At 70.4% G+C, this 22,344-nt stretch carries 21 protein-coding genes and 2 tRNA genes; 10 read left to right on the top strand and 13 right to left on the bottom strand.

Going from position 1 to position 22,344, the window contains the following annotated elements; translation table 11 throughout:
• The first annotated feature begins 36 nt into the window (after window positions 1-36).
• The gene (locus ACQUSR_RS16290; RefSeq protein ID WP_431043293.1) at window positions 37-690 is read left to right on the top strand and encodes a response regulator transcription factor; all 654 of its coding nucleotides are present in this window, start codon (window positions 37-39) and stop codon (window positions 688-690) included.
• Window positions 691-771: 81 nt separating this feature from the next.
• Window positions 772-972: an SCO3870 family protein gene (locus ACQUSR_RS16285; RefSeq protein WP_431043292.1), complete on the top strand. Its 201-nt coding sequence runs from the start codon at window positions 772-774 to the stop codon at window positions 970-972.
• Here ACQUSR_RS16285 and ACQUSR_RS16280 read toward each other — a convergent pair.
• The gene (locus ACQUSR_RS16280) at window positions 964-1,263 is read right to left on the bottom strand and encodes a hypothetical protein (RefSeq protein ID WP_431047623.1); all 300 of its coding nucleotides are present in this window, start codon (window positions 1,261-1,263) and stop codon (window positions 964-966) included. The genes ACQUSR_RS16285 and ACQUSR_RS16280 overlap by 9 nt on opposite strands.
• Window positions 1,227-1,299: transfer RNA gene (locus ACQUSR_RS16275), tRNA-Ala, on the bottom strand. The genes ACQUSR_RS16280 and ACQUSR_RS16275 overlap by 37 nt, the downstream gene beginning before the upstream one ends.
• Before the next feature lie 120 nt (window positions 1,300-1,419).
• Here ACQUSR_RS16275 and ACQUSR_RS16270 point away from each other — a divergent pair.
• Complete coding sequence (locus tag ACQUSR_RS16270) at window positions 1,420-1,965, top strand: helix-turn-helix domain-containing protein (protein WP_431043291.1); 546 nt, start codon at window positions 1,420-1,422, stop codon at window positions 1,963-1,965.
• Between the two features lie 76 nt (window positions 1,966-2,041).
• A complete protein-coding gene (locus tag ACQUSR_RS16265) occupies window positions 2,042-3,766 on the top strand; it encodes a serine/threonine-protein kinase (RefSeq protein ID WP_431043290.1) in 1,725 nt (574 codons plus the stop codon).
• Window positions 3,767-3,842: 76 nt separating this feature from the next.
• On the opposite strand, the gene ACQUSR_RS16260 is transcribed toward ACQUSR_RS16265, so the two are convergent.
• From ACQUSR_RS16260 to dnaA, 11 genes are all read right to left on the bottom strand, one after another.
• Window positions 3,843-5,246 (bottom strand): hypothetical protein, encoded by a 1,404-nt coding sequence (locus ACQUSR_RS16260; protein WP_431043289.1) that lies wholly within the window; start codon window positions 5,244-5,246, stop codon window positions 3,843-3,845.
• Between the two features lie 219 nt (window positions 5,247-5,465).
• Window positions 5,466-5,600, bottom strand: coding sequence for a DLW-39 family protein (locus tag ACQUSR_RS16255; protein ID WP_003958712.1), 135 nt, complete (start codon window positions 5,598-5,600; stop codon window positions 5,466-5,468).
• Between the two features lie 181 nt (window positions 5,601-5,781).
• Window positions 5,782-5,855, bottom strand: a tRNA-Ile gene (locus ACQUSR_RS16250).
• Between the two features lie 65 nt (window positions 5,856-5,920).
• Window positions 5,921-6,655 (bottom strand): DUF3566 domain-containing protein, encoded by a 735-nt coding sequence (locus ACQUSR_RS16245; RefSeq protein WP_431043288.1) that lies wholly within the window; start codon window positions 6,653-6,655, stop codon window positions 5,921-5,923.
• 3 nt (window positions 6,656-6,658) lie between these two features.
• Entirely contained in the window at window positions 6,659-9,286 is a 2,628-nt protein-coding gene (gene gyrA / locus ACQUSR_RS16240; protein WP_431043287.1) for a DNA gyrase subunit A, read from the bottom strand.
• A gap of 43 nt (window positions 9,287-9,329) precedes the next feature.
• Entirely contained in the window at window positions 9,330-11,360 is a 2,031-nt protein-coding gene (gyrB, locus tag ACQUSR_RS16235; protein ID WP_431043286.1) for a DNA topoisomerase (ATP-hydrolyzing) subunit B, read from the bottom strand.
• Between the two features lie 286 nt (window positions 11,361-11,646).
• On the bottom strand, window positions 11,647-12,234 hold the full coding sequence (locus ACQUSR_RS16230) for a DUF721 domain-containing protein (protein WP_431043285.1): 588 nt from the start codon (window positions 12,232-12,234) through the stop codon (window positions 11,647-11,649).
• On the bottom strand, window positions 12,231-13,361 hold the full coding sequence (gene recF / locus ACQUSR_RS16225) for a DNA replication/repair protein RecF (RefSeq protein ID WP_431043284.1): 1,131 nt from the start codon (window positions 13,359-13,361) through the stop codon (window positions 12,231-12,233). The genes ACQUSR_RS16230 and recF overlap by 4 nt, the downstream gene beginning before the upstream one ends.
• A 50-nt stretch (window positions 13,362-13,411) precedes the next feature.
• Window positions 13,412-14,287, bottom strand: a complete 876-nt coding sequence (gene gnd / locus ACQUSR_RS16220; RefSeq protein WP_431043283.1) for a phosphogluconate dehydrogenase (NAD(+)-dependent, decarboxylating) — start codon at window positions 14,285-14,287, stop codon at window positions 13,412-13,414.
• A gap of 132 nt (window positions 14,288-14,419) precedes the next feature.
• On the bottom strand, window positions 14,420-15,550 hold the full coding sequence (dnaN, locus tag ACQUSR_RS16215; protein ID WP_431043282.1) for a DNA polymerase III subunit beta: 1,131 nt from the start codon (window positions 15,548-15,550) through the stop codon (window positions 14,420-14,422).
• A 950-nt stretch (window positions 15,551-16,500) separates the two neighbouring features.
• The gene (gene dnaA / locus ACQUSR_RS16210; protein ID WP_431043281.1) at window positions 16,501-18,420 is read right to left on the bottom strand and encodes a chromosomal replication initiator protein DnaA; all 1,920 of its coding nucleotides are present in this window, start codon (window positions 18,418-18,420) and stop codon (window positions 16,501-16,503) included.
• A 422-nt stretch (window positions 18,421-18,842) separates the two neighbouring features.
• Here dnaA and rpmH point away from each other — a divergent pair, with 422 nt between their 5' ends.
• The 6 genes from rpmH (at window position 18,843) to rsmG (ending at window position 22,237) form a co-directional block, all read left to right on the top strand.
• Entirely contained in the window at window positions 18,843-18,980 is a 138-nt protein-coding gene (rpmH, locus tag ACQUSR_RS16205; protein ID WP_125638610.1) for a 50S ribosomal protein L34, read from the top strand.
• 16 nt (window positions 18,981-18,996) lie between these two features.
• Window positions 18,997-19,395, top strand: a complete 399-nt coding sequence (gene rnpA, locus ACQUSR_RS16200) for a ribonuclease P protein component (protein ID WP_431043280.1) — start codon at window positions 18,997-18,999, stop codon at window positions 19,393-19,395.
• A complete protein-coding gene (gene yidD / locus ACQUSR_RS16195) occupies window positions 19,392-19,709 on the top strand; it encodes a membrane protein insertion efficiency factor YidD (protein ID WP_431043279.1) in 318 nt (105 codons plus the stop codon). The genes rnpA and yidD overlap by 4 nt, the downstream gene beginning before the upstream one ends.
• 3 nt (window positions 19,710-19,712) lie before the next feature.
• The gene (gene yidC, locus ACQUSR_RS16190) at window positions 19,713-20,864 is read left to right on the top strand and encodes a membrane protein insertase YidC (protein ID WP_431043278.1); all 1,152 of its coding nucleotides are present in this window, start codon (window positions 19,713-19,715) and stop codon (window positions 20,862-20,864) included.
• A 14-nt stretch (window positions 20,865-20,878) separates the two neighbouring features.
• Window positions 20,879-21,388 carry a protein jag gene (locus ACQUSR_RS16185; RefSeq protein ID WP_431043277.1) on the top strand — a complete coding sequence of 170 codons (510 nt, stop codon included), beginning with the start codon at window positions 20,879-20,881 and terminating at the stop codon, window positions 21,386-21,388.
• Window positions 21,389-21,499: 111 nt separating this feature from the next.
• Window positions 21,500-22,237 carry a 16S rRNA (guanine(527)-N(7))-methyltransferase RsmG gene (gene rsmG, locus ACQUSR_RS16180; RefSeq protein ID WP_431043276.1) on the top strand — a complete coding sequence of 246 codons (738 nt, stop codon included), beginning with the start codon at window positions 21,500-21,502 and terminating at the stop codon, window positions 22,235-22,237.
• Window positions 22,238-22,344: the final 107 nt, after the last annotated feature.

Below are 22,344 nucleotides of genomic sequence, written 5' to 3'. Positions count from 1 at the left end.
CGCAGGTATGACCGCTCAAGACCGCGCAGGAGAGTCGTGATCAGGGTTCTCGTCACGGACGACGAGCCGCTCATTCGGGCAGGTATCAGGATGATCCTCTCCTCCGCCGACGACATCGACGTGGTCGCGGAGGCGGCCGACGGCCGTGAGGCGGTCGAACTGGCCCGGACCCGGCGCGTGGATGTCGTGCTGCTCGACATCCAGATGCCGGTCATGGACGGGCTGACGGCCCTGGCCGAGCTGCGCCGGACCGTCCCCGACACCCGGGTGCTGATCCTGACGACCTTCGGGGAGCGGCAGAACGTGCTGCGCGCCCTGTCGGAGGGCAGCGCGGGATTCCTGCTGAAGGACTCGGCGCCCGCGGAGCTCATGCGCGCGGTACGGGCCGCCGCGGCCGGAGACGCGTACCTGTCGCCGGGCGCCACCCGCCATGTCGTGGACTCGCTGGCGTCCGGCCAGGCCGCGCACCGCGCCGAGGGGGCGCGCCGTCGGCTGGAGACGCTGACGGACCGCGAGCTGAACGTGCTGGCCCTGCTGGGCGAGGGCCTGTCCAACGCGGATGCCGGTCAGCGGATCCACATGAGCGAGGCCACGGTGAAAACGTATGTGAGCCGCATTCTGGCCAAGCTGGGCTGCGAGAACCGGGTGCAGGCCGCGCTGCTGGCACGAGACGCCGGCCTGGGCACATGATCGAAATGCTGCACCATGTGCGTGAGCTGCGCTTTTCGGGGCAGGTGTGGGGTAGTTGACAGCACGTAGGTAGGAGATGAGATGGCACAGGCCCCATTCGGCGCCCTGGCCGCCGCGCTCGCGGGGCTCGGAACGGCGCTGGGCTTCCTCGCGATCCAGTTGCGCGCGGACGGCTACGAGCAGTACGTCGGATCCGTGATCAACGCCAGCAGTCTGATGTACTTCACCGCGATCATGGTTGCGGTGGCGTGGGCCCGTGACAGCCGGTTGCGCTCAGGCTGAGTTCTCCGACCGCGGCGGCGGGTGCCAGGGCACCGGCCGCCGCCTTCCCCGCCCGACGAGCGTGCCAGGCGTGAGCCGTCCCTGCCTGGCGGGGGTGGAGTCATAGACGCAGGACAGGAGTTCAGGGCCGATTCCGCAGTGGTTGAGCAGCGTCGCGCTCTTCGCGGTCGCACCGAAGGCGGCCACGCTCCTGCCCTGTGCGAGAAAGAGACCCCCCTGACCGCGTTTCCGCAGGTCAGAGGGGTCTCCAGACGTGGAGCCTAGGAGAGTCGAACTCCTGACATCCGCCATGCAAAGACGGCGCTCTACCAACTGAGCTAAGGCCCCGTCGCCGATCAGGATACCCGGTGTCGGGACCCTTTCCCGACCGGGTATCGCTCGTGCGTGCCACCGTCCGTAGGATGCCTCGCGAGATTCGCGGCAGCGAAGCGAAGGGGAGACAGCGAGATGGACGCAGCACAGCAGGATGCCACCGCCCGCGCACGAGAGCTGCAGCGCAGCTGGTACGGGGAGCCGCTGGGGGCGCTGTTCCGCCGCCTCATCGACGACCTCGGCCTCAACCAGGCCCGCCTCGCGTCCGTACTCGGCCTCTCCGCGCCCATGCTCTCGCAGCTCATGAGCGGACAGCGCGCGAAGATCGGCAACCCCGCCGTCGTCCAGCGGGTGCAGGCGCTCCAGGAGCTCTCCAGCCAGGTCGCGGACGGCCGGGTCAGCGCCGCGGAGGCCGCCGAGCGCATGGAGGAGATCAAGAAGACCGCGGGCGGGTCGGTGCTCAACACCACGCAGACCACCGCCAGCACCGGCGCGCCGACCGTGCGCCGTGTGGTCCGCGAGATCCAGTCGCTGCTGCGCTCGGTGGCCGCCGCCGGCGACATCATCGACGCCGCGGACTCCCTTGCCGCCACCCAGCCCGAACTCGCGGAGTTCCTGCGGGTGTACGGCGCCGGCCGGACCGCCGAGGCGGTCGCCCACTACGAGGCGCACCAGAGCTGACGCACCGGCTGCCGGGCGCAGGCACCGGGGACCGGTCACTGGGACACGAAAACGGGCGCGGGGCGGGACGGAACGGATGGGCGAGGTCTTCGCAGGCCGGTACGAACTGGTGGATCCGATCGGCCGCGGCGGCGTGGGGGCCGTGTGGCGCGCCTGGGACCAGCGGCGCCGCCGCTATGTCGCGGCGAAGGTGCTCCAGCAGAGCGACGCGCACACCCTGCTGCGCTTCGTCCGCGAGCAGGCGCTGCGCATCGACCACCCGCACGTGCTGGCCCCCGCGAGCTGGGCGGCCGACGACGACAAGGTGCTGTTCACCATGGATCTGGTGGGCGGCGGCTCGTTCGCGCATCTCATCGGGGACTACGGCCCGCTGCCGCCCCGCTACGTGTGCACACTGCTGGACCAGTTGCTCTCGGGACTGGCGGCCGTGCACGCGGAGGGCGTGGTGCACCGTGACATCAAGCCCGCGAACATCCTGCTGGAGGCGACTGGCACCGGGCGCCCGCACGTCCGCCTGTCGGACTTCGGCATCGCGCTGACCAAGGGTGAACCCCGGCTCACCGAGGCCGACTTCGTGATGGGTACGCCCGGCTACTTCGCGCCGGAGCAGATGCAGGGCGCCGAACCCGACTTCCCGGCCGACCTGTTCGCCGTCGGGCTGGTGGCGCTGTATCTGATCAGCGGGCGCAAGCCGGACGCCGACGCGATCGTGCGGCGCTTCGAGGAGCACGGTGTGCCGGGGGCGCCGGAGGGCGTGCCGGAACCGCTGTGGCAGGTGATCGCCAATCTGCTGCAACCCGATCCGGAGGACCGGTTCCGTACGGCGACGGGCGCGCGCAAGGCGCTCGCCGAGGCGGTCGAACTGCTGCCGGAGCCGGATCTGGACGACGAGGCGATCGAGGTCTTCGACCATCTCGGGCCGCTTCCGGCGGGGTTCGGCCCGGACGGACCGGAGCGCAAACCGAGGCGTTCCCACCGCAAGCCCGGCGCCCCCTCCTCCCCTGCTCCTTCTTCTGGTTCTTCCGGTTCCTCCGAGGCGACCACCGTCGCGCCGGTGCCGTCGATGTCGGACACCGGAAGCTTCCAGCTCCCGCCGCCGCTGCCGGAGGGGCCACGGGACGGGGTGGAGCCGGGCGCCCCGGGACCGTACACGCCGCCGGAGACGGGCCGCGGGCAGCCGGAAACGCCCGGACGACCGGGAACGTACGGGCAGAGCGACCAGCCGTACGGGCAGCGTGCTCGGCCCGAAGACGCCGACCGGCAGGGCCCGGCGGTACCGCTGCCATACCGGTACGGCAGCGGTGCGGGCCCGGCGCCGGACCGCCCGGCCCCGTACCGCCCGCACGCGGACGGCCCCGGCCCCGGCCCCGGCGGCCGCGACGCGTACGGGACTACGGCCCGGCCGGAGGCGGCTCCGGGGCCGGGGCGGCCCGTGGGTCCGCCGACGCCGGCCGGCGCCTCGCCGCCGGTGCCTCCGGGACCGCCCACACCGACTCCGTCGTTCACTCCGCCGCCCTTCGGCCCGCCCATACCGCCGACACCCACGCCGACGCCCACGCCTTCGCTCACGGGGACCCCGACGCCGCCCGGTTACGGCAACGCCCCCACGCGGCCGTACACCGCTCCGCAACCAGCCCCGCGGCCCGCTCCACAACCCGCGCCCGCGGCCCGGCCCTCGGCGTCCGCCGCGCCGCAGCGGGCCGCCCGGCCCGGACCGCCCGCGAAGGTGGCCGTTCCGGTGCTGCTGCTCGCGCTGCTGTGCTTCGCTGTGGGGGCATGGGCCTTCATGGCATCCGGCTGAACGGCCCCGCCCCGCGGCCGCGCGGCCCGTGTCGAGGCGGTCCGGTCCGGCGGGGCGCGCCGTGACGCGGCCCGCCTCACCCCTCGGCCGAGGCCGCCGCGCGGCGGGCGAGGACCGTCCACAGGGCCAGCCCGAGCAGCAGCAGTGTGCCCGCGCCGAACGACGCGTAGGCGACGGCCCGCAGGGTGTCGTCCCGCCCGCCGCCCGTACCGGAGGACACGGCCGGTCCGTCGCCGCGCGGCGCCCCGAGGCCGGAGCCGTCCGGATCCTCCCGGTAAGCCGGCTCGGGCTGCCGCTCGCCCTCGACAGCCAGCCGCAGCGTGACCGGTGCGGTGCCCTCGAAGTACGGCGCGGTACCGGCGTTGAGGGTGACCGCCAGGTAGTAGGGGCCGGCCACGCTCATCGCCCGGACCCGTGCCTTCGCCCGCTCGTAGCGGTTGCCGTAGGTGACGGGGGCGGTGAGCCCCAGTTGGTCCTGGGCCCTGGCCCCCTTGTACGGCGCGAACGCGCCTCTCTGGACCAGCCCGCGCGCCGGGTTGTACAGCGAGACCCCCAGCGCGTCGCCCACGTACGCGCGCGTGCCCGGGCCCGAGCCCGGGGTCGCGCCCGCGCCGCCGCCCGTACCCACCCCCCGGGCGGCGTCGGGGAGTTCGACGTCGGCGTAGAGCTGCTGCCCCCAACTGAGCGGCACCTGGTAGTAGCGGGTCTCGCCGGGCTTCATCCGCAGCTTCCACACCCCTGTGGACAGCGCCCGCGCGTCGCTGAACCCGGTGCCGCCGGGCCGCAGTTCCCGCACCGGCCCGCGGGGCAACTCCGACGGCCGCGTGCGCCGCCCCTGTTCCGCCGGGCGCGCCGACTCCCCGCCCGTGACGGCGGGTTCGCGCTGGAAACTCAGCTCCAGCGGCCAGCGGCCCGTGCCCCGCGCGTCCTCCGACCCCTCGCCCGGTCCCTCGCCCGATCCGCCGCCCGATCCGGTGCGCTCCACCATGAAGTCGTACGTGCCGGCGCCCTGGCAGGCCGCGGCGCGCGGGCCGGTCTCCTTCCGCCGTGCGGCGTATCCGGCGAGCGGATGGGCCACACCGCGCACCTGCGCCCGCACATCCGTCTGATCGCAGACACCGCCGTCGCCGTCGGCCAGCGAGACCTTGACGCCGTCGGCGTGCGCGGCGGGGTCGGAGCCGGGCGGCGGGACCGCGACCGCCGAAAGGTACGCGGTGGAGTCGGCATCGAGCTCGACCCGGTAGCGGCGCCGCTGGCCGGGGCCGATGTCGTCCACGTACGTGCCCTTGGGCGCCAGGGTGGGCACGCCGTCCTTGCCCCCGGCGGTGCGGTCGACCTTCGTGCCTCGGGGCCGGTACGACGCGATGCCCTCGGATCCGTCGGAGGGCGCGGCCAGGACCGGCCCGGGGATCCCCGCCAGCACCCCCAGCGCCGCCCCCACCGCGGCGAGGCCGGTTCTGACCTTGCTGCGGTCCTTCATCACGCGTCACCCCTCGTCCGGCCGCCGCCCCACGCACTTTGCCAATGCAAGCGATTCGTTCACGAAAGCGAATCGCCTCCGTGAGTCGATCGATCGCCATGAGCCGACCGATTCCGTCGGCCGACCCATCCCCCGGCCAACGCGATCACTTTCCGCCCGCCAACGTCAACGGGGCCCCGACCGCCATCGCGATCGGGGCCCCGCACAGGACTTGTCGACTCAGACACCCGAACCTGCGGGCACGGAGTCAGTCGCCTCCGTCCACAGATCCTGCTCGGCGCGATCCGCCTGGATCTGGCGGTACACGAGGAGCCCGCCGATGGCGGCCAGTGCGACCAGGAGAAGCTTCTTCACCGCGCGACCTCGTCTTTCCTTGACGTAGGGGACCTCTGGCGCCCGATGATACACACCGCCCGATATCAATCGGTGACCTATACCCACTCTGGTACCGAAGCAATCAAGGCCGGGACCTATGCGAAACGCCCGGCCCCTCCGAGGAGGTTCCGGGCGTCTGTGACCTTCCGGTCATACACGGTGCGGGTACCAGGACTTGAACCTGGGGCCTCATCCTTATCAGGGATGCGCTCTAACCGTCTGAGCTATACCCGCGCGTTCGCTGCACCGAAAGATTAGCGCACCACTGGCCATGTCCCAAAATCGGTGACCGGCAGGCGCTATTCGTCCTCCGCCAGCGTGACCTCCACACCGCCCACGAAGCCCGCCGACAGGTTGTAGATGAAGGCCCCCAACGTGGCCAGGGCGGTCGCCAGCACCACGTTGATCGCTGCGATGACCGACGTGAAGACCAGCACGCGCGGCAGGGAGAGGAAGGACTCCAGGTCGAAGCCGCTGCCCTCCTTGGACTCGGTCGCCTCGCTGATCGTCCCGCCGACCGTGCTGAAGACGCCCATCGCGTCCATGACCGACCACAGCACCGCGACCGCGACGATCGTGCAGATGCCCAGCGCGATGGCCAGCAGGAAGCTGACCTTCATCACCGACCAGGGATCCACCTTCGCCACCCGCAGCCGCGCCTTGCGGGTCCGCGGAACCGTCCGGCCAGCTGCCGCCGGGCCCTGCGGGCGGGGGCGGCGGGCGGTGGCCTTGCCCGCCGGCACGCTGGTGCTGCCCGCGCCGGACGACGTGGCCGCCCCGGGCGGGGCGTAGGCCTGCGGCGGGTGATACGGCTGCGCGGGCTGCGAGCCGGCGGACCGCTCGCCGGGGAGGGGGCCCGCCGGATACGTCTCGTAGCCCGGCTGCGGCCCTCGGGCGTCCGTCACGGTCTGCGTCCCCCCTCGGGAGTCTGCGACGAAGCCACGGGCACCACCCTCGGTCGTCGGTCCGGCCGCCGGATTCCCCTCGGAATCCGCCGCCCCGCCGCCCTCGGGGGTGCCCGTGGCTCCACTCACTGCCTACTCCTCGGTCTCTGCGGCCGGGGGCGCCATGCCCTCGGCCGACACCTCGGACTCGGCCGCGTCGACCGCCTCGGTCCCTTCGACCTCATCGGCCTCGCTGCCGGCCTCGGCGTTCCGGGCGATGCCCACGACGGCATCGCGCTTGCCCAGGTTGATCAGTTGGACGCCCATGGTGTCACGGCCCGTCTCCCTGACCTCGTTGACCCGCGTACGGATCACACCGCCCCCGAGGGTGATGGCGAGGATCTCGTCACGCTCCTCGACCACCAGCGCGCCCACCAGCGAACCCCGGTCCTCCACGATCTTGGCGGCCTTGATGCCCAGGCCGCCGCGGCCCTGGACGCGGTACTCGTCCACGGGGCTGCGCTTGGCGTATCCACCGTCGGTGGCGGTGAACACGAACGTACCGGGCCGGACGACATTCATCGAGAGGAGCTCGTCCCCCTCGCGGAAACTCATGCCCTTGACACCCGAGGTCGCGCGCCCCATCGGGCGCAGCGCCTCATCGGTGGCGGTGAACCTGATCGACTGCGCCTTCTTGCTGATCAGCAGCAGATCGTCCTCGGCGGACACCAGCTCGGCGCCGATCAGCTCGTCCTCGCCACCCTCCTCGGTCTCCCGGAGGTTGATGGCGATGACACCGCCGGAGCGCGGCGAGTCGTAGTCCTTCAGCGGCGTCTTCTTCACCAGGCCGGACTTGGTGGCCAGCACCAGGTACGGCATGGCCTCGTAGTCGCGGATGGCGAGGATCTGGGCGATCTGCTCGTCCGGCTGGAAGGCCAGCAGGTTCGCCACGTGCTGGCCGCGCGCGTCCCGGCCGGCGTCCGGCAGCTCGTACGCCTTGGCCCGGTAGACCCGGCCCTTGTTGGTGAAGAACAGCAGCCAGTGGTGCGTGGTGGAGACGAAGAAGTGGTCGACGATGTCGTCCTCGCGCAGCTTGGTGCCGCGCACCCCCTTGCCGCCGCGCTTCTGCGAGCGGTAGTCGTCGGTCTTCGTCCGCTTCACATAGCCGCCGCGCGTGATGGTGACGACGATGTCCTCCTCGGCGATCAGGTCCTCCATGGACATGTCGCCGTCGAAGGGGATCAGCTGGGAGCGCCGGTCGTCGCCGAACTTCTCGACGATCGCGGTCAGCTCCTCGCTGATGATCTGCCGCTGCCGCTCGGGCGAGGCGAGGATCGCGTTGTACTCGTTGATCTTCGCCTGGAGCTCGTCGTGCTCCTGGATGATCTTCTGCCGCTCCAGGGCCGCGAGCCTGCGCAGCTGCATCTCCAGGATCGCGTTGGCCTGGATCTCGTCGATGGTCAGCAGGCCCATCAGGCCCTCGCGCGCCACCTCGACCGTGTCGCTGCGCCGGATCAGCGCGATGACCTCGTCGATCGCGTCCAGCGCCTTGAGCAGACCGCGCAGGATGTGCGCCCGCTCCTCGGCCTTGCGCAGCCGGAAGCGGGTCCGGCGGACAATGACCTCGACCTGGTGGGTCACCCAGTTGCGGATGAACGCGTCCAGGGAGAGGGTCCGCGGCACCCCGTCGACCAGCGCCAGCATGTTGGCGCCGAAGTTCGTCTGGAGGTCGGTGTGCTTGTACAGGTTGTTGAGGACGACCTTGGCGACCGCGTCCCGCTTGAGCACGATGACCAGCCGCTGGCCGGTGCGCGAGGACGTCTCGTCGCGGACGTCCGCGATGCCGCCGATCCTGGCGTCCTTCACCAGGTCGGCGATCTTCTGCGCGAGGTTGTCCGGGTTGACCTGGTACGGCAGCTCGGTGACCACCAGGCACTGGCGGCCCTGGATCTCCTCGACCTCGACCACCGCGCGCATCGTGATCGAGCCGCGGCCGGTGCGGTACGCCTCCTCGATGCCCTTGCGGCCCACGACCAGCGCGCCGGTCGGGAAGTCCGGGCCCTTGATCCGGTCGATCAGCGCGTCGAGCAGCTCCTCGGGGGTGGCCTCGGGGTTGGCCAGGAACCACTGGGCGCCCTCGGCGACCTCGCGCAGGTTGTGCGGCGGGATGTTGGTCGCCATGCCGACCGCGATCCCGGCCGAGCCGTTGACCAGCAGGTTCGGAATCCGGGACGGCAGGACCGTCGGCTCCTGGTTACGGCCGTCGTAGTTGTCCTGGAAGTCGACGGTCTCCTCGTCGATGTCCCGGAGCATCTCCATGGCCAGCGGCATCATCTTGCACTCGGTGTACCGCATGGCCGCGGCCGGGTCGTTGCCCGGAGAGCCGAAGTTGCCGTTGGAGTCCACCAGCGGCATGCGCATGGACCAGTGCTGCGCGAGTCGCACCAGCGCGTCGTAGATCGAGGCGTCGCCGTGCGGGTGGTACGTACCCATGACGTCGCCCACGACGCGGGCGCACTTGTAGAAGCCCTTCTCGGGGCGGTAGCCGCCGTCGTACATCGCGTACAGCACGCGGCGGTGCACCGGCTTGAGGCCGTCCCGCACATCGGGCAGCGCGCGGCTCACGATGACGCTCATCGCGTAGTCGAGGTACGAGCGCTGCATCTCCGTCTCGAGACCGACGGTCTCGATGCGGAGACCGGCGCCCTCGGCGGCGGCGGCGGCGGACGCCTCGGAGGGCGTGGGAGCGTCGGACGGCGAAGGGGTGGTCTCGTCGGCCATGGCTGGTCAAAATCCTTTCGAAGCGGTGCTGGTGCGGGCCGACTCAGATGTCGAGGAAGCGGACATCCTTGGCGTTGCGCTGAATGAAGGAGCGCCGTGCCTCGACGTCCTCACCCATCAGCACCGAGAACAGGTCGTCCGCCTGTGCGGCGTCGTCCAGCGTGACCTGGCCCAGGACGCGGTGGTCGACGTCCATCGTCGTCACGCGCAGCTCTTCGGCGTTCATCTCGCCCAGACCCTTGAAGCGCTGGACCGAGTCGTCCCGGACGCGCTTGCCGTTCTCCCGCCCGGCCTGGATCAGCGCGTCGCGCTCGCGGTCGGAGTAGGCGTACTCGAAGTCGTCCCGGCCCCACTTGATCTTGTACAGCGGGGGGCGGGAGAGGAAGACGTGCCCGGCCTCGACCAGCGGCCGCATGAAGCGGAAGAGGAAGGTCAGCAGCAGGGTGTTGATGTGCTGGCCGTCGACGTCGGCGTCCGCCATCAGGATGATCTTGTGATAGCGGAGCTTGCTGATGTCGAAGTCCTCGTGCACACCGGTGCCGAACGCCGAGATCAGCGCCTGGACCTCGTTGTTCTGGAGGATCTTGTCGACGCGAGCCTTCTCGACGTTGAGGATCTTGCCGCGGATCGGGAGGATCGCCTGGTACTGCGGGTTGCGTCCGGACTTGGCCGAGCCGCCGGCGGAGTCACCCTCGACGATGAAGATCTCGCACTTGGCCGGGTCGTTGGACTGGCAGTCGCTCAGCTTGCCCGGCAGCGACGCGGACTCCAGCAGGCCCTTGCGGCGGGTCAGGTCGCGCGCCTTGCGGGCCGCCACGCGGGCGGTCGCGGCCTGGATCGACTTGCGGATGATGTCCGCGGCCTCGTTGGGGTTGCGGTCCAGCCAGTCGATGAGCTGCTCGCGGACGATCTTCTGGACGAAGGTCTTCGCCTCGGTGTTGCCCAGCTTGGTCTTCGTCTGGCCCTCGAACTGCGGCTCGCCGAGCTTGACCGAGATGATCGCGGTCAGACCCTCGCGGATGTCCTCGCCGGTGAGGTTGTCGTCCTTCTCCCGCAGCAGCTTCTTGTCGCGCGCGTACTGGTTGATCAGCGTCGTCAGCGCGGCGCGGAAGCCCTCCTCATGAGTACCGCCCTCATGGGTGTGGATGGTGTTCGCGAAGCTGTAGACACCCTCGCTGTACTGGGTGTTCCACTGCATCGCGACCTCGAGGGAGAGCATCCGCTCCTTGTCCTCGGCCTCGAAGCCGATGACGGTGGGGTGGACCATCTCGCCCTTGCGCGAGTTCAGGTACTTCACGAAGTCGACGATGCCGCCCTCGTAGAAGTACCGGACGGAGAGCGGCTTGCCCTCCTCGTCGACGTGCGCGTCGCGCAGGTCGGTCAGCGAGATGGTCAGGCCCTTGTTGAGGAACGCCATCTCCTGGAAGCGCCGCGACAGCGTCTCGAAGGAGTACTCGGTGGTCTCGAAGATGTCGCCGTCGGCCCAGAACGTCACCGAGGTGCCGGTCTCCTCCGCGGCCTCGTTGCGGGCCAGCGGCGCGGTCGGCACACCGAGCTTGTAGTCCTGCGTCCAGCGGTGGCCGTCGGTCTTGACCTCGACGGCGACCTTCGTCGACAGGGCGTTCACCACGGACACGCCGACGCCGTGCAGACCACCGGAGACCGCGTAGCCGCCGCCGCCGAACTTGCCGCCCGCGTGCAGCACGGTCAGCACGACCTCGACGGCCGGCTTGCCCTCGGACGGCACGATGCCCACCGGGATGCCACGGCCGTTGTCGACGACCCGTACGCCGCCGTCGGCGAGGATCGTCACGTCGATCGTGTCCGCGTGCCCGGCCAGCGCCTCGTCGACGGAGTTGTCGACGACCTCGTAGACCAGGTGGTGCAGGCCCCGCTCACCGGTGGAACCGATGTACATGCCGGGGCGCTTGCGGACCGCGTCCAGACCCTCCAGGACGGTGATCGCGCTGGCGTCGTACGACGGCGATGCCGAGGCGTCGCCGTCGATGTCGGACGGGATGTTCTCGTTGGGGTTGCCGGAATCGGCCACGAAGCGCCCTTTCTGGCACAGCACACGCCGGCTCCGGGGCAATCGGGAGCGGCTGCGTCGTTCAGTGCTTGTCGACGTGTCCCGCGCAGTGGGGCGGGATTTCCCCTCAGTCTACCGGTAGCGGCGACATGAATGGGGGTTTGCGGGCGCCTGAGTACGCATGTGGCGCCCTGAACCAGCCGCAGCCGACTCCCCATATCTGGGTGAGGGCTCCAAGAGGCTCACACAGGCACTCAGCGCTTCCGACTGTCAACCCGTGGCTACCGAATCCGGGGACCGGGGCGCGCCCCCGTGACAGATCCGCCCCGACCTACCCGTATGTGTCGCCGGGGCCCGTGCTCCCCGGCGCGCGCAGCGGCCCGTAGCGCCGTGCGGGACCGCCCGGCCCCAGCACCTTGATCAGCCGTACCGTGCCCTGCCCGAGATCCTGGTTGAGCCGCGCGACCAGCTGCGGAGCCAGCAGCCGCAGCTGCGTCGCCCAGGCCGTGGAGTCGCAGCGCACCGTCAGCACCCGCGCCTCCTCGTCGTACCGCTGCGGCTCGCAGTGCTGCGCCACCTCCGGGCCCACCATCTGCGGCCACCGCCCCATCACCCCGCCGACGGCGGCCGGCGCCTCCCAGCCGCGCTCGGTGATCAGACGGTTGATCGCCGCGCCCAGCGGCAGCGGATCGCGCCCGTCGGCGCGGGCCCCGGAGCGCAGGCCCCCGCGCCGCGCCTGCTTCTTCGCCTGCGCGGCGGCACCGCGGGCGCGCGCCTGCTCCTTGGCGGCGCGCAACGCGACCCGCGCGAGGTCCACTCCGGAGGGCTCGGGAACGCCCGAGGCCGGAACCTGGGTGCCCGGAGCGGGGGTGCCGCTGTGTGGTGTGCCCGCGTGCGGGACGCCCGGCTGCTCGGTCATACGCGGTCGACCTCGCCGCCCGCGACCGCGTACCGGGCACCCGCCAGCACCGGCGGTACGTCATCGTCCACCGCGGCCGTCACCAGCACCTGCTCGCCGGGGGCGACCAGCTCGGCCAGCCGCTCGCGCCGCCGCGCGTCCAGTTCGGCGAAGACGTCGTCCAGGACGAGGACGGGCTCGTTGCCCTCCGCGCGCAGCAGCTCGTAGCTGCCCAGGCGCAGCGCCAGCGCGTAACTCCAGGACTCGCCGTGGCTCGCGTACCCCTTCGCGGGCAGCTGCCCCAGTCGGAGTACGAGGTCGTCGCGGTGGGGTCCGACGAGGGTGACACCGCGCTCGATCTCCTGCTTGCGGGCGTCCGCGAGCGCGGCGAGCAGCACCTCGTACAGCTCCTCGCGGCCGCGGGCCTCCGCCATCGCCTCACCCGCCGAGCCGCGGTAGTCGAAGGACAGCGGGCCGCCGCCCGGCGCCAGCTCCTCGTACGCCTTGTCGGCCAGTGGCTGGAGCGTGGCGATCAGGTCGAGGCGGCGGGCCAGCAGTTCGGCGCCCGCCCGCGCCAGATGCTGGTCCCACACGTCGAGAGTGGACAGGTCCATGGTCCGGCCGCCGTGCCGGCGGGCCATGGCCGCGGACTTCAGCAGGGTGTTGCGCTGCTTGAGCACCCGCTCGTAGTCGGAACGCACCCCGGCCATCCGCGGCGCCCGCGCGGTGATCAACTCGTCCAGGAACCGGCGGCGCTCCCCGGGGTCGCCCTTGACCAGCGCCAGATCCTCCGGTGCGAACAGCACGGTCCGTACGATCCCGAGCACATCACGCGGCCTGACCTGGGAAGATCGGTTGATCCTGGCCCGGTTCGCCCTGCCCGGATTGAGCTCCAGCTCGATGAGCTGCTGCCGCTCACCCTGCACCACCGCCGCCCGTATGACGGCCCGGTCCGCGCCCATCCGCACCAGCGGGGCATCGGAGGAGACCCGGTGGCTGCCGAGGGTCGCCAGATAACCGATCGCCTCGACCAGATTGGTCTTGCCCTGGCCGTTGGGCCCGACGAAAGCGGTGACGCCCGGGTCGAGTGGAACCTCGGCCCGGGCGTACGAGCGGAAGTCGGCGAGTGACAGATGTGAGACGTGCACGGTGACGCCGACCTCCCCCGGCTGCTGCTGTGGTGCTGGGTGTTGCCGGGTTACTTGTTCTCTACGGCGTGGCCGCCGAACTGGTTGCGCAGCGCGGCGATCATCTTCATCTGCGGGGAGTCGTCCTGACGCGACGCGAAGCGCGCGAAGAGGGACGCGGTGATCGCGGGCAGCGGGACGGCGTTGTCGATGGCGGCCTCGACCGTCCAGCGGCCCTCGCCGGAGTCGGCCGCGTAGCCGCGCAGCTTGTCCAGGTGCTCGTCGTCCTCCAGGGCGCGCACGGCGAGGTCGAGCAGCCAGGAGCGGATGACCGTGCCCTCCTGCCAGGAACGGAAGACCTCGCGGACGTCGGTGACCGAGTCCACGGCCTCCAGCAGCTCCCAGCCCTCGGCGAAGGCCTGCATCATCGCGTACTCGATGCCGTTGTGGACCATCTTGGCGAAGTGGCCCGCGCCGACCTTGCCCGCGTGCACGGAGCCGAACTCGCCCTCGGGCTTGAGCGCGTCGAAGACCGGCTGGACCCTGGCGACATGCTCGGCGTCGCCGCCGTACATCAGCGCGTAGCCGTTCTCCAGGCCCCAGACGCCACCGGAGACGCCGCAGTCGACGAAGCCGATGCCCTTTTCAGCGAGCTCCTCGGCGTGCTTCTCATCGTCGGTCCAGCGGGAGTTGCCGCCGTCCACGACCACGTCTCCGGGGGAGAGCAGCTCACCGAGCTCGTCGATGGTGGACTGGGTCGCCGCCCCCGCGGGGACCATCACCCACACGACCCGCGGACCCTGGAGCCCGTCCACAAGCTCCTTGAGGCTGTGGACATCGGCGAGGTCCGGGTTCCGGTCGTAACCGATGACGGTGTGGCCTGCGCGGCGGATGCGCTCGCGCATGTTGCCGCCCATCTTGCCGAGGCCGACGAGACCGAGCTCCATCAGTGATCCTTTGACGTCGTCGTTGCGCTGTCGCGCGCTTCGTACTGGGTTACGAGCCTACGCCCGCACCCCCGCGCACATCCGTGGGCTCAGCCGCTCAGTCGCGCCACCGGCCGAGCCGTTCCGTCAGCCTCAGCCCGACAGCCGCACCGGCATGATCAGGTACTTGTACGCGTCGTCCGCCTCGGCGTCGACCGCCGGCCGGCCGCTGAGCAGCGCGGGCTTGGTGGACGTGGTGAACGACAGCTGAGCCACCGGGGCGTCGATCGCGCTGAGGCCGTCCAGCAGGAACGTCGGGTTGAAGGCGATCGAGATGTCGTCGCCCTCGAGCTGCGCGTCCACGCGTTCCACAGCCTGTGCGTCGTCGCTGGAGCCGGCCTCCAGGATCAGCACGCCCTGCTCGAAGCTCAGCCGCACCGGCGTGTTGCGCTCGGCGACCAGCGCCACGCGCTTGACCGCCTCGACGAACGGGGCCGTCTCGATCACCGCGACGGAGTTGAACTCGGTCGGGAACAGGGTGCGGTACTTGGGCAGGTCGCCCTCCAGCAGCCGCGTGGTCGTGCGCCGTCCGGCGCCCTCGAAGCCGATCAGCCCCTCGCCCGCGCCCGAGCCGGACAGCGCCAGCGAGACGGTGTCACCGCTGGTCAGCGACTTGGCGGTGTCGAGGAGGGTCTTGGCGGGCACCAGCGCGACCGCGGAGATGTCCGGCGTCTCGGGCTTCCACAGGAACTCCCGGACCGCGAAGCGGTAGCGGTCGGTGGAGGCCAGCGTGACGGTGTCGCCCTCGATCTCGATCCGGACACCGGTGAGCACCGGGAGCGTGTCGTCGCGGCCCGCGGCGATGGCGACCTGGGCGGCGGCCGCGGCGAAGACCTCGCCGGGCACGGTGCCGGTCGCGGTCGGCATCTGGGGCAGGGCCGGGTACTCCTCCACAGGCAGGGTGTGGAGTGTGAACCGCGAGGAGCCGCAGAACACGGTCACTCGTACACCGTCTGTGGAAATCTCCACCGGCCGGTTGGGGAGGGCGCGGCAGATGTCGGCGAGCAGGCGGCCGGAGACGAGGACGGTGCCCTCCTCGTCGATGTCCGCCTCCACCGACACGCGGGCCGAGACCTCGTAGTCGAACGAGGAGAGGCTCAGCGCGCCCTCCTCCGCCTTCAGCAGCAGGCCCGCGAGAACCGGCACCGGCGGACGGGCCGGAAGGCTGCGGGCCGCCCAGGCCACCGCCTCCGCGAGTACATCGCGCTCCACCCGGATCTTCACCGTAAGCCGCCTCCTGCTGTTGCTGGCTCGCCCTGCTGGCCTTCGTCGTCGGCTGACTGCCGCCTGACCAGTCTGACGCACGCCACCGACAGCCGGTGCGGCTCGGGGTCAAGTCGGGGCCAGAGGCGTGGCGCGGCTCGGAGCCGAGTTGTGCACAGGCCCCGCTTCGAAGCGATTTCCCCGCTCTAACTCTGTGGTCGTAGTAGTAGGGCCTGTGGAAACCGTGGACAACTGCTTTTTCGCAGGTCAGGGCGGGTTTTTTATCCACCGGCCCTGTGGGCGGCCGCGGTGGATAACCGGGGGTGTCTGTGGATCGCCGGAAGTTCTGCACAGGCCATGCACAGAGGAGCCCTGGTTCTCCCCAGCGCCGTCCCCAGTTTTACCCAGGTTCCCCACAGCCCAACCCGGCATCTTGATGTGACGCCTTTCACTCGTGTCAGCGACGAGGGGTGTCGCGTTGCCGAACAGTGGACAAGGGTGTGGAGAAGCTGTGGGCAACCGCGATCTCGCTGTGGGCGGGCGGTGGACAACCGCGCGAGCCCCCTGTGGGCGGGCGCGTCGTCCACAGTCTGTGGACAGCCGTTTGCCACAATTCCACAACCCGCTGACCTGGACTGACACTGTTCCACAGGCGGCTCCTGTGGACAGGATCGGGACAACCTCGACTTCCCCAGGGTGTGGACGGTGGACAGCCCCCGAATCTGTGGAGAAGTGGCAGGTCCGGCGCGTAATCGAACAGCGGCGGCGATGTGTTCGGCGGCCTTGCACAGGGGCTCCGGGCTCTCGGAGCCCTTCTGAGGCCTCTCCCGGAGCGCCGCAACAGGCGTGATGATGCCCCCGAGACCTCTCTGAAACCCCTGAGGAACCCCTCTGGGACGACGAAAGGCGCTCCGGGAAGTCGTCCCGGAGCGCCTTGGAAGCAGCCGTCTGGAGAGGGGCCTGCGGTCGCGTCAGCCGTTCTTGATGCGGTTCGTCAGCTCGGTCACCTGGTTGTAGATGGAGCGCCGCTCGGCCATCAGCGCCCGGATCTTGCGGTCGGCGTGCATCACGGTCGTATGGTCGCGGCCGCCGAACTGCGCCCCGATCTTCGGCAGCGACAGGTCGGTCAGCTCACGGCACAGGTACATCGCGATCTGCCGGGCGGTCACCAGCACCCGGCTGCGCGAGGCGCCGCACAGGTCGTCCACGGTGTGCCCGAAGTAGTCGGCCGTCGCCGCCATGATCGCGGTGGCGGTGATCTCGGGCGCCGTGTCCTCGCCGCCGGGGATCAGGTCCTTCAGGACGATCTCGGTGAGGCCGAGGTCCACCGGCTGCCGGTTGAGGCTGGCGAAGGCCGTGACGCGGATCAGCGCGCCCTCCAGCTCGCGGATGTTGCGCGAGATCCGCGAGGCGATGAACTCCAGCACCTCCGGCGGGGCGTTCAGCTGCTCCTGCACCGCCTTCTTGCGGAGGATCGCGATCCGGGTCTCCAGCTCGGGCGGCTGGACGTCGGTGATCAGGCCCCACTCGAAGCGGTTGCGCAGCCGGTCCTCCAGGGTGACCAGCTGCTTGGGCGGCCGGTCGGAGGAGAGCACGATCTGCTTGTTGGCGTTGTGGAGGGTGTTGAAGGTGTGGAAGAACTCCTCCTGCGTCGACTCCTTGCTCGCGAGGAACTGGATGTCGTCGACGAGCAGGATGTCCATGTCGCGGTAGCGCTTGCGGAAGGCGTCCGCCTTGCCGTCGCGGATGGAGTTGATGAACTCGTTCGTGAACTCCTCGGAGCTCACGTAGCGCACGCGGGTGCCCGGGTAGAGGCTGCGCGCGTAGTGCCCGATCGCGTGCAGCAGGTGCGTCTTGCCCAGGCCGGACTCGCCGTAGATGAACAGCGGGTTGTACGCCTTGGCGGGGGCTTCGGCGACCGCGACCGCGGCGGCGTGCGCGAAACGGTTGGACGCCCCGATCACGAAGGTGTCGAAGAGGTACTTGGGGTTCAGGCGCGCGGTCGGCTCACCGGGGCCCGAGGCGGGCGCGGGCTGCGCGGCGAGCGGGCCCGGGGCGCCGGTGGGCGCGCTCGGGCCACCGGGCCCGGACGGCCCGCCGTGGCCCTCGGATCCACTGGGGCCCCGGTGCGCGCCGGGGCCTCCGCGGCCGCCGGGTCCAGGCCCACCGGGACCGCTGCTGCCGCCGGTGCCCGCGGCTCCGGCGCCGCCGGGGCCCGTGCGCGGCCGGTCCAGGTGTTCGGGCAGGTCACGGCGCTGCTGCTCGTACGGGCGCGGTGCGTGCTGGGAGGAGTACGGGTCGCTGCCGTCGGGGAAGCCGCCCAGCCGCTGCTGCTGCCAGCTGTAGTCCTCGCCCGCCCGGGGCCAGGTGCCGGGCTCGGGGCGCGGCCGGTCGTAGTCGGGGTAGGCGGGGCGGGCGGTCGGCAGGTCGTCGGCCGCCCGCGCCCCATAGGTCTCGTAGCCCTCGCGGCCGCCGTCGTAGGCGTCCCGGACGCCGTAGCCGTCGCGCTCGTAGGCGTCGCGGCCGTCGCGGTTGTCGCGCTCGTACGTGTCGCGCTGGGGATCCTCGTAGCGCGAGGACGGCTGCGGGCGCTGCGGAGGGGCGGGCGGCTCGCCCGCGGAGTCGTCGACGGTGATCGCGATCCGGATCGGACGGCCGCACTCGCGGCTGAGCGTCTCGCTGATCAGCGGGGACAGCCGGCCTTCCAGTACGCCCTTGGCGAACTCGTTCGGCACGGCGAGCAGCGCGGTGTCGGCGACCAGGGCCAGCGGCTGGCACCGCTTGATCCAGTGCTCGTCCTTCGCCTCGACACCGTGGCCCCGGCCTTCGCCCAGGAGCTGTTCGAGCACGCGTGGCCACACTGCGGCAAGATCGGCAGGTACGTCAGCCACAGGGCACGCTCTCTCACTCGCTGGGTGGGGGACGCCGACAGGTCCCACGAATGTGTGGTTCTCGGGACGGGCGGGAAGGAATCGGAGCTTGGCCACGGTAGTCAGGCCGAGGTGCGCGGTTCAAGTCGTTGTCCACAGGGTGTGTACAAATGTGCCATGCGATGTCGCCCCGCGTTCTACTGCCCCCGTGGCGGCGACGCGGAGAGCGGAGGCGGCGCCGCCGGTTTGACCGGATGGCGTAGCCGCGCGTACCGTAACCAGGTCGAGTTGTCGATGGCTGCTGCCGCCTGCCTCCGATGGGCAACGATCACCTGGTGTGGTCATGAAGCGGTGCACTCGGGCGTATTGCGAGCTACTCGTGGGCGCACGGTGACAGCCAGGCGATGTCCCGCCATCACACGATTCATTTCTGGAGCCCCCGAGTGAGCAAGCGCACCTTCCAGCCGAACAACCGCCGCCGCGCGAAGACCCACGGCTTCCGGCTGCGGATGCGCACCCGTGCCGGCCGCGCGATTCTCGCGGCCCGCCGTGGCAAGGGTCGCGCACGCCTGTCCGCCTGATCCAACAGGTCATGTCGTGCTGCCTACCGAGCATCGGCTGAGGCGGCGCGAGGACTTCGCGGCCGCGGTACGCCGAGGACGCAGGGCCGGTCGCCCGCTCCTTGTCGTCCACCTACGTAGCGGTACAACGGACCCGCACGCACCTGGGGAGAGTGCTTCCCCGGTGCGTGCGGGTTTCGTCGTCAGCAAGGCGGTCGGCGGAGCCGTCGTCCGCAACCTGGTGAAGCGGAGGCTGCGCCATCTCATGCGCGACCGCCTTGATCGGTTGCCCGCGGGTAGCCTGGTGGTCGTGAGGGCGCTGCCCGGTGCGGGTGAAGCGGGTCACGACCAGTTGGCACGTGACCTGGACACCGCGCTGCAGCGGCTGCTGGGCGGGGCCACCCCTACCGAAGGCACGGGGAGGGTACCGCGATGAAGTACCCGTTGCTCTGGCTGATCAAGCTGTACCAGTGGACCATCAGCCCCCTGCTGGGGCCCGTCTGCAAGTACTACCCGTCGTGCTCGCACTACGGCTATACGGCCATCGACGTGCATGGCGCGGTGAAAGGGACGGCGCTGACCGCCTGGCGCATCCTGCGCTGCAACCCGTGGTCGCTCGGGGGCGTCGACCACGTCCCACCCCGGAAGCGTCCGGTCTGGCATCAGCGGCTGAGGAGCCGCCTCGGTGGGCACCCTGCTGTCCCGCCCGCCGCACAGCCCGAGACTCAGCCCAACGCCCAAGGAGTCTGATTCGTGGACACGATCCTCGGTCCTCTCTATGACGCAGTTTCCTGGATCATCGTCCAGTTCCACTCGCTCTACAGCCTCGTCTTCGACGAGAACAGTGGCTGGGCGTGGGGTCTGTCCATCGTCTCGCTGGTGGTCGTGATCCGTATCTGTCTGATCCCGCTTTTTGTGAAGCAGATCAAGGCGACGCGGAACATGCAGGCGCTTCAGCCGAAGATGAAGGCGATCCAGGAGCGCTACAAGAACGACCGGCAGCGCCAGTCCGAAGAGGTGATGAAGCTCTACAAGGAGACGGGGACCAACCCGCTCTCGAGCTGCCTCCCGATTCTGGCCCAGTCGCCGTTCTTCCTCGCGCTCTACCAGGTCCTCAACAAGATCGCGAACAACCACACCGTCGGTGTGATGGACAGGGATCTGGTGGAGAGCGCCCGTGAGGCGCACATCTTCGGCGCCCCGCTGGCCGTGAAGTTCATGTCCAGCGTGGAGAAGGTCCACTCGCTGGACGCCTCGATGACCAATGTCCGGGTCGTCACGATCACCATGATCGTCCTGATGTCGGCGTCGCAGTTCTTCACCCAGCGCCAGCTGATGACGAAGAACGTCGACCTGACGGCGAAGACGCCGTTCATGCAGCAGCAGAAGATGCTGATGTACGTCTTCCCGGTCATGTTCGCCGTCTTCGGCATCAACTTCCCGGTCGGTGTGCTCGTCTACTGGCTGACCACCAACGTCTGGACCATGGGCCAGCAGATGTTCATCATCCGCCGGAACCCCACCCCGGGCAGCCTCGCCTTCAAGCAGCGCCAGGAGCGGCTGCGGGCCAAGGGCAAGCTCACGGAGGAGCCCGCCGAGGTCGAGGCGAAGAAGGCGGCGGAGGCGGCCCGTGCCGCCCGGCAGCAGCCCAAGCGCCAGACCAAGGCGAAGCGGCAGACCACCGGTGCCCAGCCGCAGCGGCCGACCGGCGGCGCGCAGCCGCAGGCCCGGTCCCGGGCACAGACCGGGGGCCCGAAGGCCGCCGGTTCCACCTCGCTGGAGAAGGGCGAGGGAGAGAAGAAGGACGAGGCGCAGGGCGGCAAGCCGGCCGGCGGTTCCTCCCGTAAGGCCAAGACCGGTGGGCGCAAGGGCCAACAGCGGCCTAAGCACCCGTCCAAGAAGTAAGAAGGAGTCCATCCGTGACGGAAGGCACCACGCCAGCTGCTGAGGGGAGCGACACCCTGACCCGCCTTGAGCAGGAAGGGGAGATCGCGGCCGACTACCTGGAAGGGCTGCTGGACATCGCGGACCTCGACGGTGACATCGACATGGACGTCGAGGCCGACCGCGCCGCAGTGTCGATCATCAGCGACTCGACCAGCCGTGACCTGCAGAAGCTCGTGGGTCGCGACGGTGAGGTGCTGGAGGCTCTCCAGGAGCTGACCCGCCTCGCGGTGCACCGCGAGACCGGTGACCGGAGTCGGCTGATGCTGGACATCGCCGGGTTCCGGGCCCGTAAGCGGGAGGAGCTCACCGAGCTGGGGACCAAGGCCGCGGAAGAGGCCAAGGGCACCGGCGAGCCGGTGAAGCTCAAGCCGATGACGCCCTTCGAGCGGAAGGTCGTGCACGACGCGGTCGCGGCGGCCGGCCTGCGCAGCGAGTCCGAGGGTGAGGAGCCCGAGCGCCGCGTGGTCGTGCTCCCGGCCTGACCCTTGTCGTAGGCCGGATCGTATCGACCCGGCTGTACGGCACACACGGCCCCGTCTGCTCGCAGGCGGGGCCGTATCTTGTCAGCCTGACAACAGCGTTCAACAGAGTGCTTGGGTAACGGAAGGACGGTCCCCGTGACGGAAGCAGCGGAGCTCCCCCCGGCGCCGGAGGTGGCCCGGGATGTATTCGGTGAGCGCTTCCCTGAGGCCGTTCGGTACGCCGAGCTGCTGGCCGATGTGGGCGTGACCCGCGGTCTGATCGGTCCGCGCGAGGTGCCGCGGCTGTGGGAGCGGCATCTGCTGAACTGCGCGGTGCTCTCGGAGGTGGTCCCTGAAGGGGTCACGGTGTGCGATGTGGGCTCGGGTGCCGGACTGCCGGGTATTCCGCTGGCGCTGACCCGCCCGGATCTGCAGATCACGCTGCTGGAGCCGCTGCTGCGCAGGACGAACTTCCTTCAGGAGATCGTGGAGCTGCTGGGGCTGGATCACGTCACCGTGGTGCGTGGCCGGGCCGAAGAGGTGCTGGGGAAGTTCCCGCCGGTGCATGTGGTGACGGCGCGGGCCGTCGCTCCGCTGGACCGGCTGGCGGGCTGGGGTGTGCCGCTGCTGCGCCCGTACGGCGAGATGCTGGCCCTGAAGGGCGACACGGCGGAGGAGGAGCTCAAGCAGGCGCGGGCGGCGCTGAGCAAGCTCGGTGTGGTCGCGACGTCCGTGCTGCATGTCGGCGAGGGGATCGTGGACCCGCCGTCCACCGTGGTGCGGGTGGAGGTCGGGGAGAGCCCCGGCGGCGTACGGTTCGCCGCCAAGCGCGCGAAGGCCGCCAGTAAGGGGACCCGTCGGCGGCGCTGAGCTGCGGCGGTGCTCCATACAAGCTGTCAAAACTACGCAATCCGGAGTGTCGAGACGGTGTGATGCGCTCTCGCGTGCATCGTGTTTCACGTGAAACGCCGCTCCTT

Origin of the sequence: Streptomyces sp. P1-3, assembly GCF_050613155.1 — a bacterium.
Lineage (GTDB): Bacteria > Actinomycetota > Actinomycetes > Streptomycetales > Streptomycetaceae > Streptomyces.
This window is presented reverse-complemented; position numbering and strand designations above follow the sequence as displayed.